Source organism: Paenibacillus massiliensis 2301065 = DSM 16942, assembly GCF_000377505.1.
GTDB classification, from domain to species: domain Bacteria; phylum Bacillota; class Bacilli; order Paenibacillales; family Paenibacillaceae; genus Paenibacillus; species Paenibacillus massiliensis.
On the sequence record NZ_KB898196.1, the window covers coordinates 116,893 to 134,779 of the forward strand.

Sequence of the window (17,887 nt, forward strand, 5' to 3'; positions counted from 1 at the left end):
AGGAGAGATACTTATACCGGAGATGTACTTAGAATAATTATATTCTAAAAGATACTTGATAACTTAAATATTTGGAACTAATTACATTAGAGGGTGTTACAAAACCAGGGAGGTGGGGGAAATTCCCTCCTCCAAAGAGATCAATTCCTTCTCCATAATAGAAAGCCTGCCATATAAACTTTGAACAGTAATTCGGCGAAATCGTTCCCATTAAGGCAACGGGATTTATAAAATAATTAGTAACCCGAGTATAGTTGTAAGTAGCCCATCTAGCAGCTTCTACCCCCCGTCCATCTCTTGGGCGATATACTCTGATGGTTTCGCCTGGGTCATGCCGATCTAAATAATCTGAAAAATTATCAACTTTCCCACCATTAACTGCTGGAGTTACGTGAACTACTTTGAAATTTGAATTTACAATACCGACATGACCGACAATTTGCGTTGTACTCCCAAATGTTTTTGTTGAATATAACACATCGCCTATTCTCATTGCTACTGAGGTACCTGGATATTTAGGACCGATTTCTGCATAAGGTTCGATTAGACCTTCGAGGTTATACAGATCTTCACGATCATCTAAGCCATAAACAGCTTCAGTGACATCTAACTTCATTTGATTATTATTATATTGCTGTTCTACCATATACGATTCATTACTAATACTTGCAGATGCTTGTCCTAATGGCACCATACAGAGTATTAATAAAATCGGGATTAATATAAATGGAATTTTAAGTAGCAATTTTTTCACTAATAATTCCTCCTTATTTTCACCACAAAATAATCAGAATCTTGTTCCATCCAAAATCCAACTCTCTGTTGACTACAAATATACCGGAATTTGCCTCATAGACATCATTCGGCACATTCTTGTGGAACATTGCATAGTTTCGCTGTGAAAAGTAGAGGGTGAGTGAACCCGGCCAAAGTACTACTCGCCCTTCTCCGCCTGTCTATACAATTGATTTAATTCTTCTTGTCCCATCGCCAAGCTTCTGATAGTAATTCATTAGTTCATCAAGCTTCACAGATTGGGCTATGACCTTGGGATGATGAATAGAGTGCTGCGCAGTCATCTTATGCAGTTTTATTCGCTCTCGTTCGATGCGTATACGAGCAAAGAACATCTTGCTTGGCATGATCAGTACACCTCCTTCTTTATAGAAGCTTAACTTTTTTTGTCAAAACAGCTACTGTGACTTAAAAGACAAAATAGCAAAAAAAGGCTTACTTAGAGCCCCTAGCCTCTTCTAAATAATCTGGTATACCTCACTCTTTAAACTTTCAAAAACCTCTACAGATTGCGGACTTGACCATTCTCGATACTTCTCAAATAAGGCCATACAACTAGCCATGTAACGAACGCTACGTATATCAATAGATAACCGCAATGCTTCCAAGATCAATAATATTGCATCATTCGAATCTTTTTTTGTTCGATAATCGACTAGGTCAGTCAAAAACTGAACATATCTCTCAGCCATAATGTAATCTTTATAGTATGCATGTTTATATTCCGTAGGATTAATTGGGACATAAGAATTAAATCGCTCTAAAATGCTGTCGATATCATATGAAAATTGATTAGCTGCTTTGACAATGAAACCAAGTGCATAAAAAATCTCATTAGGATGGTCAGCTATGTAATCAGCGTATTCATGCAAGGCTTCGGCATTCCCCATATTCATTTTATATAAAAGTGAATTAGCTTTTCCCCATTCTTTAAATTGGTTTACGTGCCAGATCGCCCGCTCACTATCCTCTTTGACCCAAGAGTCAGCAGAACTATACAGAGCTACGTATTCAAGGGCAGCAGCATAGTTTTGATTTCCCTCACAAACCGTCGACAGCGCAAGCCATGCATAAAGAATATAATAAAATATTGGATAATCCGCTTCCTTCGCATCCCTATTTTCAGACATATAAAAATATATATTGTTTGCTAATTGGAGCAATTTTTTTGCAAGCTCATCTACACGCGTCAAGTGATGTACTGCCATAAAAACATTAATCAAATGCTTCAACGCATCCAATTGATCCATCTCATCCAGCCGGTCAACATAATCCTCAAATACCATGGCGGCCCGATAGTTGGCTTCCAGATCCGTACCTAATGAAATGACAAAGAGACGATATCGGCACAGCGCCAGACGTTCAGAGTGCTGGTACTTCTCCGCTTCACTAACCCGAAGATAGATGAACTTAGCGGCTTGTAACAGTTTATCTGCATATAATTCCTCGGCTATTTCAAACATAGCAGATACATAAGAGTTGTCCTCAAGCAATTCAAATACTAGCCGCTCTATACAGTCAAAACGTTCGAGCTTGGCACATCTCAGTATGAATGGACGAATTCTACGTAATGAGGGAGTAGCGACACACTCATGAACATAGCGATCGAAGAAGTAATCCTCTGACAGCCCCATCCCCTGTGTAATCTGCACAAGCTGCTTAAAGGAAATAGGCTTGATCCCCTGGATTAACCGACTGAGCGTACCAGGGTTCATGCCTGAATAGTCGGCGAATTGTGCGATTCTATAATCATTCTTGTGCATGTAATCAGCCACAATATCACGAATCGGAGTCACCCAACCATACACCTCCTCTCATAAAATCCAAAAATAGGATGTAATTACATTACACATCATAATTCAACAGTGGTCAATATGAATTTGTTTAAAATTCCCAACAAAAAAGAAGCCCTCTACAAATATGAGGACTTCAACAACTCCGGATTAACTTTCAATTATCACTGCCTCGAATCAATGGAACCATACACCAACACTCATCCGAAGCTTCTACTAGAGTGCTTCAATAATATCACCAGCAATCACAGAAGCTGCATTCATCCGATGCGCAGCTGCCTGTGAACCCGCCAGACCATGGAGTCTCACACCAAATGTAGCTGCCTGCGTAGGGTTCAAGCCCTGCGCGAGCAGTCCTGCAATGATTCCGGTCAGGACGTCTCCAGCACCAGCTGTTGCCATACCTGCATGCCCTGTAGTATTGACGTATACCTGTCCATCAGAAGTAGCTACGACGGTACGCGCTCCCTTTAAGACCAGTGTTACTCGTCTTGTACGAGCATACTGCATAGCAGCATTGATTCGGTCACGTTGAAGCTCCTTCGTAGGCACCCCGAGTAGCCTGGACATTTCACCGGGATGCGGGGTCAGAATTACAGGTCCACCATTCGGTCTGGACCACGATAATGCTTCATCGCCTGCATCTGTCAGGATATTCAGGGCGTCAGCGTCCAAGACCAACGGAGCCTCTATCCCCTCCCACAACTGTCGCAGCCAGTCTGTATCTCCACTGAACCTGCCAAGACCCGGACCGATAGCGACTACATCCCGCTGAACTGCTAGTTCCAGCAAGGATTGTACGGTGTACGCACTCCAACCATCCTCAAGACCATCTTCACTGCTAGATAGCTGGTCACGATCCGTCTTGCCTTTACCAATAGCTTGATTACCAGACACGCCTCTCAGCATCAGTTCGGGCACAGCACCGATCATATGTGGAAGCAGCGCCGCAGGCAACGCCCAGGTCACCAGGCCACAACCGATTCGCAGCGCAGCTCTTGAGGTCATTAATCCCGCTCCACTCATCGCCAGAGTCCCACCGACTACCAGCACATGACCGTAAGTGCCTTTATGACCATCGGCCTGCCTGCTACGGCGAATATCAACCCCTAGCCGCTGCTCTAACAAGGCTTCGGTCAGAAGCTGAACCTGCACATCCTGCCTCCGTATGGCACTGACGGGAATGCCAATATAGCGAACGACTATCTTGCCGGCATATTCTGCACCGGGGTATTGCGTTAACCCACGCTTGAGACAAGCCAGTGCCACGGTCAGACTGGCACGGATGCAAGGATCGTGCGTCTCACCAGTATCAGCATCCAGCCCACTAGGAATATCCACCGCCACAATGGGCAAGCCACTATCGTTCGCAGCCTGAATCAAGAATGCATAATGCGAGCGTGGCGCACCCGAGGTTCCCGTGCCAAGCAACGCATCAACGATTCCGGTGGCATGCTCCCATTCCACTCGATCCTCTCCCCACACCAGAGCAGGAATACCCAATGCCTCTACAATATTGCACTGCTCTGCAGCCTCGGCCCGTAGCTGTGAGGGGGCGTCGGCATATACGATCGTAACGCGGATACCAGCGTCCTGCAGATGACGAGCCGCTACCAGGCCATCGCCCCCGTTATTGCCTTTGCCTGTGAGAATGAGCCAATGCTCAGCTGAGAGAAGAGCAGCATCCTCCGTCAAATCGACCTCTATAGCATGGTCCTGTGCATGGTCCCGCACAGCATTTTGGGCATTGCTACGCATATTACCAGATTTACGGCTTTGTGCAGCATGCCCATACAGCGCTATCCCGTGCTCACTCTCCGAGTTGCTGCCTCTCGTACAGGCTGGCTTTTCCCCAGCACGATCCCAGCAGTATCGCAGCACCTCTTCCGCTACCACTCGTCCAGCGTTCTCCATCAGGCTAGCTACTGGAATACCGAGCTCATCAATGGCATAACGATCAATCGTTCTCATTTCTTCAGCAGTTACAATCTCCACTATTACTCCCCTCCCTTCATCAGCTAATCCATTTCCTTCGAAAGAGCATCAACCTTAACCGGGGGCGACAGGGCTCCCCGCTTGCAGCATCCTTACATTTACGCTCAAATTTGATCTGATCAAGCTTCTAGTACCCAACCGTGAACCTGGCATTGACGAATTCTGCTTCCTCCGCCTCATCTACGAGAGCAACCGCGTAATCCTCAATGGAAATACGACTGTAACCGAGCTCATCGGTGACGAGCCAGTCTGTGCCTATGCGAAAATTCCCAGTGCGAAGGCCTGGCTTAATGACCGCAGCAGGGCTAAAATACGTCCAAATCACATCAGCTTGGGAGATGACTGTGAACGCCTCAGCATGAGCTAGAGCCAGCGGACGTGCCTCCTCTGGGAACTCCAGCGTATCCATCAGCAGCTCCCCGCTGCCCGTCTTCAGGCTACCTGCTCCACCTACAACCAATATCCGTGGTACCTGAGCCTTCTTGGCTGCCTCAATCAGGATGCGAGCCACCTCGACCAGCTCATCCTCGGCCCCGAAGCGTGGCCCGTATGCACTAATGATCAACTCATGACCTCGTGCCGCTTCAGTCACGTCAGCCAGCGACAACAGATCGACCTCCACGACCTTCACATCTCCAGTCAGCCCGCCCAAGCGCTGCACATCCCGCACGGCCGCAGTAACCTGATGCTTCCGCTTCAGCAGCTCCTTCACGATGGCTTGTCCAACTCTTCCTGTAGCTCCAAATACGATAATGTTCATTTGCACATGTATTTCCCCTTTTCTAATGAAGTTCTTGTCTCATACAGCTGATCATTCTGGTGAATACACATCTTATGTTATTACTTATCCTTACTCTGCCCTGGCTAAACGTATTTCTCGCCATCTTACTCCTTCAAGGCTTCCTCCAGTACATTCCCTCCGAGACGGGGCTCGTCAGCCGGAAGCCGAATTGCTCATACAGTCGGTTAGCAGGGACATCTGCAAAGAGATTGGCGAAGCTTCCTGAGGGGACTTCACGCTCCAGGAATTTCATAATCTCACCCATTATAAGCTTGCCGTAGCCCTTGCCCTGCTCTGACGGCTTAACAGCAATATCGGTGACCAGGAAGAAGCATCCTCCATCCCCGCTTACTCGCCCCATTCCGATCAATTGTTCCGCCTCACGGAGCGTTACCGCGAACAGACTATTGGCAAGTCCCTTCTCCGCTGCTTCCAGGCTGAACACGGATAGTCCAGCTTCTCCGCGCAGTGATAGGTACTCTTCAGCAGCAGGTCTCTCATATCTGATCTCCATCTGTACCATTCTCCTTCCGCGCTCGCTTATCTTACTCATTGTAACAGTATTATACAAAATTAAATCACAAGCACGACCCAATACAGTGTTTGTCTCCAGATCTTGCGCGTTTATATGAATAAAGAACTGTATTTAACACCTTACTAATGATCCTCGAAGCATAGTCTTCCGTTTCGAGCTGAGGATTTTTGGCATCTTTCTTGAAATGTATATCGGGGTTATGCAATAGTGTAATTATTAAGGAAAGGAGGGACCGGCGTTGTCCCCAGCGGAGCCTATGAACTGGAATTGGATTGAACTCTTCGTCATGCTGGCGTTCACCTGGACCGGCGTCCTCGTGGTGTGGCTGTATGCGCACAGCACTGCGCAATTGCGACTATCTCGTCGTAGCAGGCTGGACGAGCTTCAGGAATCATTATACATATACGGCGAGCTTGCTGGAGCCTTGGCATGCGTAAGGGAAGGCTCAAGACGAGGTGAGCCGAACAGCAGTCTTGTCCGGGCTTTGGAGAAAGCCAAGGCAGCTCCCTATCTAACACCCTATCTGCAGGAGGAGATTCAGGATTGTCTAGAGCAGGCGGACAGCTCGCATATCTCGCTACTGCATAGATCAATAGAACGAGAAATGAACAAGCTAATCGACGAACGGCGAATGCTGCTGCAAGAGACGCATGCCCCCGGATGGGGAACGGCTTGGTGGAGTATGCTGCGCCCGGGTCTCGGTCCAGCGGCACTCATCGGCATTCTTTGGCTGATCTGGCGGATGCTGCGTCAATGGTTAACACTCGAAGATACGGCTACCCCGTGGGAGCACAGCTTGCTCTGGATGCAGCTCCTATCTGGCCTACTGGCCATCCTGTGTGTTTACCGCCTGCTCAGCCTTCGGCGCCAGAATGGCCTGGATGTGACAGCGTCTCATATCCCGGCCAGCATTGTATCGTTTCTTATCGCTGGCATGGCTTTGCTACAGTGGCTGGGGCTCGGAGCCTCCCCTTATATTCTGGCTGCACAGCTCCTGATGTTCGCCCTCGGCTTCCGCTTCACTCGTGGGCGGTCCCGCAGTAACCGCCCTTATGCAGGTCAGTCGGATGAAGACCCTGAGACCCCTAAGGGCACATCTACTGATGCCGGTAACACGAGCCAATAGCCTCGCCTTTTGTCCGATTACAAAGTAGTGCTAATGATGATCCAGCACATTCATCTTATGTTGTCATCCGGTCTGTCCCCGGAGACAGGCCGAGGATTAGGCTTGTAACCGGGGACAAATCATCGTATTATAGTTAGTAAAAATATAAATAATATACACATATGTAAACGATATAGAATTTACAAGTGAGGAGCGCCCATGGAACTCGATATCTCAGAAAAATCTCTTCCGGTGTACGAAGCATTAGCCAGTGAAGTCCGATTGAAGATTATACAACTGTTGGCGAACAAGCCGATGAATATCCGTGAACTGGCAGATGCACTGACACTGAGCAGCGCCATTATGACCATGCATGTCAAGAAGCTGGAGAAGGCTGGCCTGATCTCCACTCGTATGCAGCCAGGTCGTGGCGGCGTGCAGAAGGTGTGCAGCCTCGCCGCAGACAAGATTGAGATTACGCTCCCCGGACAGCAGCAAGAGGTGCGTCAATATCATCATACCGAGATTTCCGTTGGTCATTATGCCGATTTCAAGATCGAGCCCACCTGCGGGCTGGCTACTGTCGACAGCGTTATTGGTGAGTACGACGAGCCTCGTTACTTTCTGGATGCAGAGCGGGTCAATGCTAAAATTCTCTGGTTCGGTAAAGGCTATATCGACTACAAGATCCCCAATTTCCTCCTCTCCAGCGAGCAGCCTGAGGAACTGGAGATTTCTCTGGAGCTCTCCTCCGAAGCCCCCTCTACGAACAACAACTGGCCTTCGGACATTACCTTCTTCCTGAATGATGTTCAGTTGGGGACCTGGACCAGCCCAGGGGATTTCGGAGACAGTCGCGGTAAGTATACACCAGGCTGGTGGCCCGATACTGTCAACCAATACGGCTTGCTCAAACGGCTTCGAATTACTGCCGAAGGCACCTTCATTGATGGCAAACAAATCTCTGACGTAGGCATACAGCAGGTAGGCATCGAGAACAAGCAGTGGACCTTCCGCATCGCTGTGCTGGAGGAATCAAGACATGTTGGTGGTGTAACCTTATTCGGCTCGGGATTCGGGAACTACAATCAGGATATCATCTTCCGACTGTACTACAAGCTACTGAACTCGGCAGCAAGAGAAGGTCTCTAAGTATTAGAGGATCAACTGATAACCCGAGTAATCGAAACAGCGACAGTAAAGGACGAGAACATAATGTCCTAGACTGTCGCTGTTTCGTTGAATTAAACGTCTCTTGTTCATACCTATCTAGATTCAAATAAAGCTAGCATCCACACTCTTGTACTCTCTCAAGCCACTCACTGATAAGTGACTCAAACAATATAGCCTGTTCAATCTGAAGATTATGGCCTGCTCGGTCCAGAACGGCAAAGGTTGCTCTAGGATATGTATCTAAAATGCCAAAAGCATCGTTATAACCAACGACTGCATCTTGGCGACCGAGAGCAAATACGGTTGGTTTATCGAAAATGAATTCATCTATATTAGTAGAGAATCCATAGTTTCTCTGGATTTTGCTAAGAAAATCATAATCAGCGATTTTACAGCCTGCCACGATCTCATTAGAATACCTTTTCCAATTATATTCATTGAGAACAACTTGATTTGCGCTAAAATCACTTCTTTGCTCTTCGCTTAAAGTATCCATGAACTCACGATCATAATAAATAACAACATGTTCGGGAACGATTCTTCTCTTATGCTCAGGAATAATTAATGGACAAATTAGCGCAGCACCACCAATACGATCTCTATGTCTATTAATTACCCCTCTTGTGATATATCCACCGTACGATTCACCTGCTATAAGATAATCTTGGTTCGGAATAAGTGTCTCGATAAAATCGACTACTGCTTCCAGCATATCATCTGAATTATTGATTTGATCGTAATCCTGTGTCAGTCCCATTCCAGGCAGGTCAAGATAGATACGGCGCCAACCGGATTTTTTTTCAAATATGGGCTCCATGCACCCACTCATTAACCGATGGTCTGGTGTGAAGCCGTGGATCATTATGATCGGTCTGCCTTCACCCATTTCCTCGTAATATATATTGGCATTCTTGACTTTACAATACGGCATTCAGACTCCTCCAAATTGAGCTATTTATACTATACTTACACTGCTTACTCTAAAGAAAAATCTACTGCGCACCCGTAGCGATGACAAAGACCCTTCCCAGTGGAAGAGCCTCTTTGTCAGACTAGACTTTTATACATCCGCGCTTAGCATCGCCTTTGTCTTCATTAACTCTCTTTCCCGCCTCATAGCTGTCCACAAAAAATAGAGTATGAGACAAGCATTACAGCTTCATTTTCAGCCCTTCATGTGTCGCCGTAAAGCCTAAACGCTCATAAAAACGCAACGCATCATCTCGTTTTTTATCTGTCGTTAGCTGGACCATATGACAGCCTCGCTCTTTGGCGCGCTCTATCGCCCATCGAATCAATTGGCTCCCAATGCCTTCTCCTCTTACTGAAGAAGCCGTCCGCACCCCTTCAATCGTAGCTCTCCAGCTACCTTGATGAGTAATATAAGGAGTAAACGTAAGTTGTAGAACGCCAACAATCTCTTCATTCAGGCAGGACACAATCAGTTCATTATTTGGATCTGAATCAATGGCCTCAAACGCTCTTACATAGCTGTCCGGAAGGGGAGTCTCGAAGCGTTCTCTCATTCTGCCCAGTTCGTCGTCCGCAAGCATTTCAACAATTTTATACAGATCATCTACTGTAGCTATTCTAAAATGAATCATGTTACCTCCTCTTAAGAGAGCAAAGTTAACATGCATTCTATCATAAGTGAGTTTTCGCCGCCAACCTGACTGTTAGAGCATGAAGCCTCAGCCAGCCCTTATGAGACTCGCACCTTCACTCAGGAACGCAGCTGCTCCAGAATCTGCGGGTCCTTGATCTTGCGATCCTCGGCCAGCAGCACAATCTTGGACAAGATCTCTGCCGTCTTGGGGTCCTCATCCAGGAAAGGAAGGAAAATTCGCCCCCGATGCTGGCTATGCACAGGTACAATATACAGGTCACCTGCTGCCTGCTTGAATGTGCTCCCACTGCCAAGATGAACGGCATATTCGCCTAATTCGCCTGCAATACGAGCATAGTTGCCTTCCAGCCTTACATTCTCCAGCTTCAACAGACGAAGGGACTCCTTCACAATGACACGCCGCATCTCAATCGTCGTCAGACTAGCCTCTGGATCAACTCCACCAACATAAGCAACGCTAACGACCAGATCGAGATCACGCATCACCTCGGAAAATAATACTCCAGGCACATCCTTTAGAGCCACGGGCTCATTGGTCTTTCGGTCAAAGAACTGCACCGTCTCTAGTGTAGGCGACTCGGTATCTGCAGGGGAGAACCAATCAGCCATCGCGTACAGCCGCGCAATCAGATTATGCTGGTAATCCACGCGCTGCAGCCCCTCTTCGTAGCTAACCGTCCACTGACGCTGCTTGAGCAACGAGACCGTCTTATTCGGCTGCACTTGATACCCTGCATAGCGATTCGAGACCAGCCCGTTAGCCAGCTCATCCTCGTTAGGCAAATAGAGCTCGCGGAACACCTGCTTGAAGGGCTCGCGCTGCTTGAGGTCCTCTCGCTCACGCTGTCCAATGTAGAATAGCTTCTCCATACTGTTACGCTGGTACAGGTGCCACAGGCCACTCTTGAACAGATGCAGCGGATGAGCAATGACCAGTTGATCTTCGGACTCCAGCGGATGACTCACATAACCCAGTTCTCCATTATCCGTGCCCCCTTGCTCTGAACCAGACTGTACCTGTGGACCAAGCAGACAGCGCTGTCCCTCATCCAAGTACCCGAAGGCGTCTCCACTACGGAACACAAGCGCCTGCAGGAGCGGAGCAAGCACAGGATTACCGATGAGACGGAACAATTCCTGAGCGGTGAACACGGTCTCTTGCACCATGGATCGCTCCAGCTCCTGCCGAGCACGACGGTATTGATCCGTCAGCTCACCCTTCAGCTCCTTAAGGCGCACAACATGCTCATGCTTGTTCACACGGGACGGCAAGGATTTTAGCTCCTTACCCTGCTTCACCGCCACAATGCTCGTCTGTCCTTCCCTGCTAATCTCCAGCTTAACATGCAGACCTGGTTCAACCTCATACGGTTCGAGGAACGGCTCCAGGCCATCCAGCCTGCTCGCCTCCATATCCCATGTCAAACGCGTCACATCAGCGTATCCGGCATTACGTGCCAGATTATCGAGAGCGATCTGAGCAGCCGTACCTTCACTGGCTTTACGCTGAGCCCCGAATTTCTTACTTTCCTTGAGGAACTGCTGAACAAAATCATACCGTCCACGTACATCCTGCTCGCGCTCAGAGCCAAGTGCTAATGGAATCAGACTATACGCCAGCAAGTGATCCTTGTTGCGCTTCGACACCACAGAGCCGTGCATCTCCTCAAGTGACAGCTCCCCTAGCACGGCATCCGCGAACAGCTGGGAGCGGCGGTGGTTAGCCCCACCTGAGATATACTTCGCACAGTCATACAGCAGCTTGAAGCGCTTCGCACCAAGGGTAGCATAGGCATCATTGAACCAGCGAATGTCGAAGGCACCGTCATTGAAATCTTGAGCAGATATCGGTGAATAACAAGCGACAACCGTCTCCTTCTCCGCAGAGAAATGCTCATTAATGTGAGCATGGAAGTACCAAGCTGCACTATGCAGTCCCTCCCACCCAAGGTGTCCGGATACGATATCCAGCCATTGCGGAGCATACATGGCGGCCTCCAACAGCCTTTTCTCCGTCAGGGGGTATTGCTGTAGCAGCTCGGCAAGCTCCTTCTTCCCCTCTCCTGGGCGTGGATGGCAGTTGCGTATGAGGTAGCTGAATGTCTCCTTGCGTGTAGTGCTGTTCCCATAGGAATATATATATCCGCGCACAAAGGAATCCTGGTCAAGTGCTGCAACCAATCGGACCCAATATTCGATGCCAGTTAGTCGGCCCAGCTTCATCGCCTGCTCCGTCAATTCAGTCGGTAGCTCCCCCCGCAATAGCTCCAGCTCCACAATCCGGCTTATGGCCGTGTCACGCAGAGCCTCTATACGAGGATGTCCATCTGTTGTCTCTGTTCGCGGAGAAGTCAGGTCCATGAGGAAATGCGGTGAGCTAGGTCCTGCGAGTAACTGGTAGTAGATCTCCTGTTCATCAATCAGGCTCAGCTCATAGGCTCGAATAAAATCTGACAAGGATAGTAGCATTTTCGGATATACCTTCTCCACCTTAACCATAGCTTGATAGGCTGTCTGGAAATATCGCTGGAAGCTAGCATCATCATAGCTACGATCTCGCACGAGATAAGCCCATGTGTCCGTCAACATGCCCAGCAGTCCCGCCTCTTGCTGCACTTGATCCTCGGGCATAAGATGCAAGATTGCCGACCAGTATCGCTCTGCTATGCTGAAGGTGTCTTCTCGACTGCTATCGGTAAAGGCTGCCTCAATCAGCGTCTTCACCTGGTCTTTATACTGCAGATTAAGAAGCAGTCCTTGGATGTCCTCAATCAAGGATACGGGGTACACCTGCTCTATATAGGACTTGCGCCAGCCCTCCAGCAGCCAGATATCCTTCATGTCATCATAGGAATCCATCGTGTAATGATAATATTGGTAATACTCATTCAAGGTGCCTCGCAGGCTGGGAAAGCGCGCAATGATAAACAGCTGTAGCAGTTCCTGACTAGTTAGCTGGTGATCACGGAAGTATGCGTGCCATACCTCCGACAGCGGCAGTTGATCCAGCTCTGGCATATGCTTGCGCTCGTTATACCGTACCTTGGATTGCAGACGAGTACCCAGCAAATAACTATGACGATATCCCGCATAATACTCGATCTCATATTCATAATCTCTGTGCTCATGCACTAGCCGATCCAAGCCCTCAAGCCATGTGCTTATCCGCTCGGGAGTCAGGGTGAACAGCTCCTCCGGACGGAAATTGTTAACATCCCGGACCTCTTCCAGCAGTGCTCTGCGGCGAGAAGGATCAAATAACCCGAAGCCATTCTCCAGTGTGTATCTGGCATGAGATGGACGTAGCTTGTCTAGTAGTGGCTTCTCCTTGGGTGTCGGCTCAGTCACCAGCTCCAGCAGAGATTGTACACGTTCCTCCTGCTTCAGCTCTGGTCGTACCACCACCTGCTCCGTCAGGATCTCAAGCGCACCCAGACGCTGAAGCTCAGACTTGGATTGTAGCAATCGTGCCAGTGATGTATCCAGCTGGGCCTCGTTCTGAAGCAGCAGTACTTGAATGACAAGCTGTCGTAACGAGCCTGTCTTCAGCTTAAGCAGCTCCTCCAATCGCTTCATCTCATCAGGTCCAAGAAGCATCTGCTTGGCATGGGCGAGTGCATGCTCACGATTAGACATGCTTTTGTCGGATAGACTCTCAAATATAAAATTACGCTGCGCAGCATGCTCTGATCCACGTACGAACAAAGATAGTAGCTCTCCGCGAAGATCGGGTCCCAGCTGATCCTTCAGCAGGATAATCTCTGCGATCCAATCCGAGTCCATGTCATAGGCTGCCAAATACAGCATCTTACGAACCACATCATCCCGATGAATATGATAATGGACATAATCCAGCACACGGGATGCCCGTTCCTCCCCACTTGGTGGAACTTGTTCAAGCATTTGCTTGAACAGCTCGAAGTCACGGCGGCGTTCCGCCTTGCTCGCCAGCTCGGATACAGGAGTCAGAAGGACACTTGAGCCTTTCTCTTCACTTGCAACATTCCATTCGATCTTAAAGCCCCAGTTCCTCGTATACGCTGCATCGTAGTTCATGATAACCCAGTAGATTAACTCAGGGTCCTGCACATGCAGATGCTGACGTGCGATGCTCAGTCTCAGTTGCCGGTTCTGGCTATTCGCCAGCACATACTGAGAGACTACCTGCTGGTAGAGCTGCCCCTGCTTCATGAGCTCTGGGACCAGCTGTGCTAGTTCCTGTTCCTCAAGCACTGCCGTTGCCCATAGACTCATCAGCAGACGATTAGCATTCTCTTCCCTTAGCCACTCTTCACGAACCTGCTCACTCGACAATGCCTGCAATGCTTGCTCCAGCAGCTGCGCAGCTACACGTTGGTTAGCTGACTCCAGGGCCATACCTGTCCATACTGACATCGCCCGCACCACGGAGCTGAAGCGAATCAGCTCATGGTCGATCAGGATACGCAGCATATAGATGAAGGCCTCTACAGTCCCCTCATCCATGCGCTCTACTATACTTTGACGGAGACCCTCCTGCAGTCGGGCAGCCACCAGCAATTCACCAATCTGACGGTAGCCTTCCTCCCAGCTACTCATCAGCATCCCCTTGATCATCTCTCCACTAAGAAGAGCATGCTGCTGCTCTCCATAAATAATATCCGTTAGCACCTGCTGTACATGTGCATCTCCGGTATCCAGCGCATAAGCAATACGATCCGGCAGAACCGTTCTGACTTCATGATGAGGGTAGGGCTCATTTGCAGGCAAAGATAAGTAGGCCTTCAGGTCAAAGCCAAGCATCTCCATTCTCAGCACGGAAGCCAGCTTGCGCACGATCTGCGGCAAATGGACACGGTAATCACGGGTTCGGAAGGGTCTACGATTATATCCGTTACTGTGTGGATATAGCAGCGCACGTTCCACCACATATGCAAAAAAATCAGCTGTTGGCTGCTTTGTCAGACTTCTTACTGCCTGAACCAACGGCTGGAGAAATGTCGAGCCCTGTTGTGTGGAGTCTTGCTGTACGGAGTTCGCGATATTCTGTCCCAACAAACGAACAATTTCGCCATAAGTCCGCTCACTCTCATTCACATATGGAGAATGGGCCAGCTGTGCAATACATTGTGCGAGCTCACCCTCCTGGCCCTGCAGCCGCTCTGCCGACTGCTTCAAGTGCTTCAAATATTCCTTCTCTTCCACGGAGTTCCTGCTGTTCAAAATCATTCTCCTCCTTCGTCTTCTTGACTCTAGTTGTGAAAGGCTACCACAATCGCCCTGCTAGCATGGTTAACCTGATAAAGACCAGCTCGTCACCCTCCTCTAATGGTAGTAGCTCATCCAACTGCTCAAGCTCTTGTTCATTCAGGAATACACGGTACAAGCCATCCTTATATGCAGTAAGAGCAACCGCAGACGCCTCTGTCACGTCAGGCATCCCATCACGATTGATGGTTCCGAAGCTAACCTTCCCGGTGTATGCCTGATCATCAATACTCTCCGGAAGCAAATAAGCAAGTCCGTTATTCCCCTCCTGACGATCCTGATATTTCTGAATTTGCCAAGCAACTGTATGCTCAATTAGCTGTCTCAATGTATTCGTTGTTTCAGGAAGCTCAATAGTTTGCTTAGCCAATACAGGCTTGCGCTTGGCTATGCTCTTGACCGTCACGGCAATCCTCATGATGCGCCTCCTTTATTGCATATATAAACATTCCGCAATGGGTACATACATTCCCCTTTTTATTATGATAAACAAATTGATTCCATGATTTCATGAGTCATATCTCATTGTTGTCTAGTTACTAAGGACCAGTTCTAATGCGGTGCAAATACGAAGACAGCTCATACAAAAAGAGGCGTCCCACACACGCCCCTTCAATCGTTCGTTATAATTGACTATATTTATGTCGCCTTAACTTGCCTTAATTTCGCTTTACCTTGCCCTTAGCTCATGTTATCTAGCTACTACACTCGCTCTACCCTAACCACTATCGCACCACAGGCTCCACGCATACAGGCGATTTCAGCTCTAATTGATGGCCTGACGCTGCCAATCGACCTGTCTCCCCGTCGATCGAATAGGAGACGAGATTGTCACTCTCCTGGTTAGCCACGATCAGATAACCGCCCACCAGGTTAAAATTGCGCGGTGTCTTCCCCAGCGTATCCACCCATTCTATCCGTTCAAGCTTCCCGCTCTCCTCGTCAATCCGATACAACACAATGCTGTTATGCCCGCGATTCGATACATACAGGAAGCGACCACATGGCGTAACCCGAATATCAGCCGCCGTATTTTCCTCCCGATAATCCTCAGGCAGCGTAGATAGATGCTGGAGGGGCTGCAGCTCTCCAAAGTGCGCATCGAACAAGAAGGCCGAGACCGTATTGTCCAGTTCATTGGCTACATAGGCGAATTGGCCGTTCGGATGGAAGACCAGATGACGCGGCCCGGCCCCCTTCGGCTGCTCAGCTTCCTTATGGGTCACCAGCTTGCCTTCCTCGATCCGGTAAATCACGATCTGGTCCATGCCCAGATCGCAGACCATGACATAATCGCCAGAAGGGTCTGGCACAATCGAGTGGGGATGTGGTCCGTCTTGGCGCTCTGCATGGACACTAGACCCGACATGCTTGACCTGGGAGGCCATCTCTCCAAGACCTACACCACTTACGATGGGGAACATCCCAGCATTGCCTCCTGAGTAATTGGAGACCAGAGCGAAAGCACCATCCTTCGTCACCGAGACGTAGCAGGGATGAGCCCCCTGTGTTAATTGATGGTTCAATTGCCGGAGCTCGTGAGTCTGTTCATCGACTTTGTAAGCATATACCTTCCCCTCGCCGTCCTCACTGACAGCATACAGACAATGCTCCTCCGGATGTAGAGCCAGAAAGGACGGGCGCTCTATGCCATCGGTGCCGTTCACAATGCTCATCTCTCCATTGTCGCCATCCAGCTTGCACAGGTATAGGGCCTTCTCCTCCCGTGATGCATATGTTCCTGTATAAAAGTAGTACATCTGCTCTTGTGCCATGGTCAAATTCCTCCCTGGATCATGAGATAGATATTTCGTCTATCATTATTACCCAATTATCAGCGTTACTCATGGCAGGACTATAAATTAGGTAATAGCTATATATACAAAAAGATCGAGGGCAAAGCTCTATCCAGCCTGCCCTCGATCTCAGATGTATGCGAATATATTATCTAACTATAATGAACGTAGCCCACTTGCTCCAGCGCTCTAATTCAGCTTCTTGCCAATCACATGACTTAGTGGAATGAAGCCAAGCACCCGGCTGTCGTTACTGTTATTGCGATTATCTCCCATCACGAAGACATAGCCCTCAGGCACGTCCCACGTCTGATCCCCCTGATCCATCATCTCTTCCTTAATATATGGCTCATTCAGCAGTGTACCATTCAAATATACCTGACCTTGATTCAGCTCAAGCTCGTCACCAGCCTTGGCAATCACACGCTTCACATAGATGGAATCCGTCGGCTCATCGCTCAGCCAGCGCATGATAGGCTGCTCCATGATATCATCTCGAATGGTGCGCGCCTCATGTACACGACTATCAATAATGACTATATCCCCGCGCTCTATCGTTCCCGGGAACGTATTCGGAATCTTGGATACTAGCACCTTCTGTTGGTCATGTAGCGTAGGATCCATAGAATGACCTTCAACCGTATAAGGTTGAATACCAAAAATACCGATAACTAATGTAATGACGATCGCAATCCCAAAGGAGCATATCCAGCTCAGCATACTTTTGAAGAACTTTACCATGAATCATCTCTCCCGTACAATCTAGCTTAAATTCTATATGATCTGGATTAGAAATCTTACGATTGTTCAGATCTGTTAATCCTAGTATACACTTTCTAGTAAAAAGAAAGCCAATCTCTCACTACAGTTGTGTAAAATAACGGGCTCCGTACAATGATTTTACAATTCGAGGTCCTGAAACTTGAATTTGTGTATTAATGTAGTATTATGAACCAAGGCTTCAACAATTGCGTATGTACTTATGGATTCATTACAGATTGTGCCACTAAGGCACGAATGATGTGCTCAAGATTACCAGG

At 48.5% G+C, this 17,887-nt stretch carries 14 protein-coding genes; 2 read left to right on the forward strand and 12 right to left on the reverse strand.

The genetic code is table 11. The annotated features are described in order from the left end of the window. Positions 1 to 37: 37 nt before the first annotated feature. The 6 genes from D328_RS0121625 to D328_RS0121650 form a co-directional block, all read right to left on the reverse strand. Complete coding sequence (locus D328_RS0121625) at positions 38 to 754, reverse strand: hypothetical protein (protein ID WP_018887136.1); 717 nt, start codon at positions 752 to 754, stop codon at positions 38 to 40. A gap of 202 nt (positions 755 to 956) precedes the next feature. Beyond that, positions 957 to 1,142 carry an aspartyl-phosphate phosphatase Spo0E family protein gene (locus D328_RS0121630; protein ID WP_018887137.1) on the reverse strand — a complete coding sequence of 62 codons (186 nt, stop codon included), beginning with the start codon at positions 1,140 to 1,142 and terminating at the stop codon, positions 957 to 959. 111 nt (positions 1,143 to 1,253) lie between these two features. After that, on the reverse strand, positions 1,254 to 2,591 hold the full coding sequence (locus tag D328_RS0121635) for a helix-turn-helix domain-containing protein (protein ID WP_018887138.1): 1,338 nt from the start codon (positions 2,589 to 2,591) through the stop codon (positions 1,254 to 1,256). Positions 2,592 to 2,804: 213 nt separating this feature from the next. Further along, positions 2,805 to 4,583 (reverse strand): bifunctional ADP-dependent NAD(P)H-hydrate dehydratase/NAD(P)H-hydrate epimerase, encoded by a 1,779-nt coding sequence (locus tag D328_RS0121640; RefSeq protein ID WP_018887139.1) that lies wholly within the window; start codon positions 4,581 to 4,583, stop codon positions 2,805 to 2,807. 127 nt (positions 4,584 to 4,710) lie between these two features. Then, the gene (locus D328_RS0121645) at positions 4,711 to 5,343 is read right to left on the reverse strand and encodes an NAD(P)-dependent oxidoreductase (protein ID WP_025678227.1); all 633 of its coding nucleotides are present in this window, start codon (positions 5,341 to 5,343) and stop codon (positions 4,711 to 4,713) included. 133 nt (positions 5,344 to 5,476) lie between these two features. Continuing rightward, positions 5,477 to 5,878 (reverse strand): GNAT family N-acetyltransferase, encoded by a 402-nt coding sequence (locus D328_RS0121650; RefSeq protein WP_018887141.1) that lies wholly within the window; start codon positions 5,876 to 5,878, stop codon positions 5,477 to 5,479. 259 nt (positions 5,879 to 6,137) lie between these two features. Here D328_RS0121650 and D328_RS0121655 point away from each other — a divergent pair, with 259 nt between their 5' ends. Together D328_RS0121655 and D328_RS0121660 are read left to right on the forward strand one after the other, a co-directional pair. Further along, positions 6,138 to 7,025, forward strand: a complete 888-nt coding sequence (locus D328_RS0121655; RefSeq protein ID WP_018887142.1) for a hypothetical protein — start codon at positions 6,138 to 6,140, stop codon at positions 7,023 to 7,025. 198 nt (positions 7,026 to 7,223) lie between these two features. Next, positions 7,224 to 8,156: an ArsR/SmtB family transcription factor gene (locus D328_RS0121660; protein ID WP_018887143.1), complete on the forward strand. Its 933-nt coding sequence runs from the start codon at positions 7,224 to 7,226 to the stop codon at positions 8,154 to 8,156. A gap of 133 nt (positions 8,157 to 8,289) precedes the next feature. On the opposite strand, the gene D328_RS0121665 is transcribed toward D328_RS0121660, so the two are convergent. From D328_RS0121665 to lepB, 6 genes are all read right to left on the reverse strand, one after another. Next, on the reverse strand, positions 8,290 to 9,108 hold the full coding sequence (locus D328_RS0121665; RefSeq protein ID WP_018887144.1) for an alpha/beta fold hydrolase: 819 nt from the start codon (positions 9,106 to 9,108) through the stop codon (positions 8,290 to 8,292). 220 nt (positions 9,109 to 9,328) lie between these two features. Further along, complete coding sequence (locus D328_RS0121670; protein WP_018887145.1) at positions 9,329 to 9,781, reverse strand: GNAT family N-acetyltransferase; 453 nt, start codon at positions 9,779 to 9,781, stop codon at positions 9,329 to 9,331. Between the two features lie 119 nt (positions 9,782 to 9,900). Beyond that, a complete protein-coding gene (locus D328_RS0121675; RefSeq protein ID WP_018887146.1) occupies positions 9,901 to 15,006 on the reverse strand; it encodes a DUF4132 domain-containing protein in 5,106 nt (1,701 codons plus the stop codon). Positions 15,007 to 15,049: 43 nt separating this feature from the next. Continuing rightward, on the reverse strand, positions 15,050 to 15,469 hold the full coding sequence (locus D328_RS0121680; RefSeq protein ID WP_018887147.1) for a hypothetical protein: 420 nt from the start codon (positions 15,467 to 15,469) through the stop codon (positions 15,050 to 15,052). Between the two features lie 307 nt (positions 15,470 to 15,776). Next, entirely contained in the window at positions 15,777 to 16,826 is a 1,050-nt protein-coding gene (locus D328_RS0121685; RefSeq protein WP_018887148.1) for a lactonase family protein, read from the reverse strand. 210 nt (positions 16,827 to 17,036) lie between these two features. Continuing rightward, entirely contained in the window at positions 17,037 to 17,588 is a 552-nt protein-coding gene (gene lepB / locus D328_RS0121690; RefSeq protein ID WP_018887149.1) for a signal peptidase I, read from the reverse strand. Positions 17,589 to 17,887: the final 299 nt, after the last annotated feature.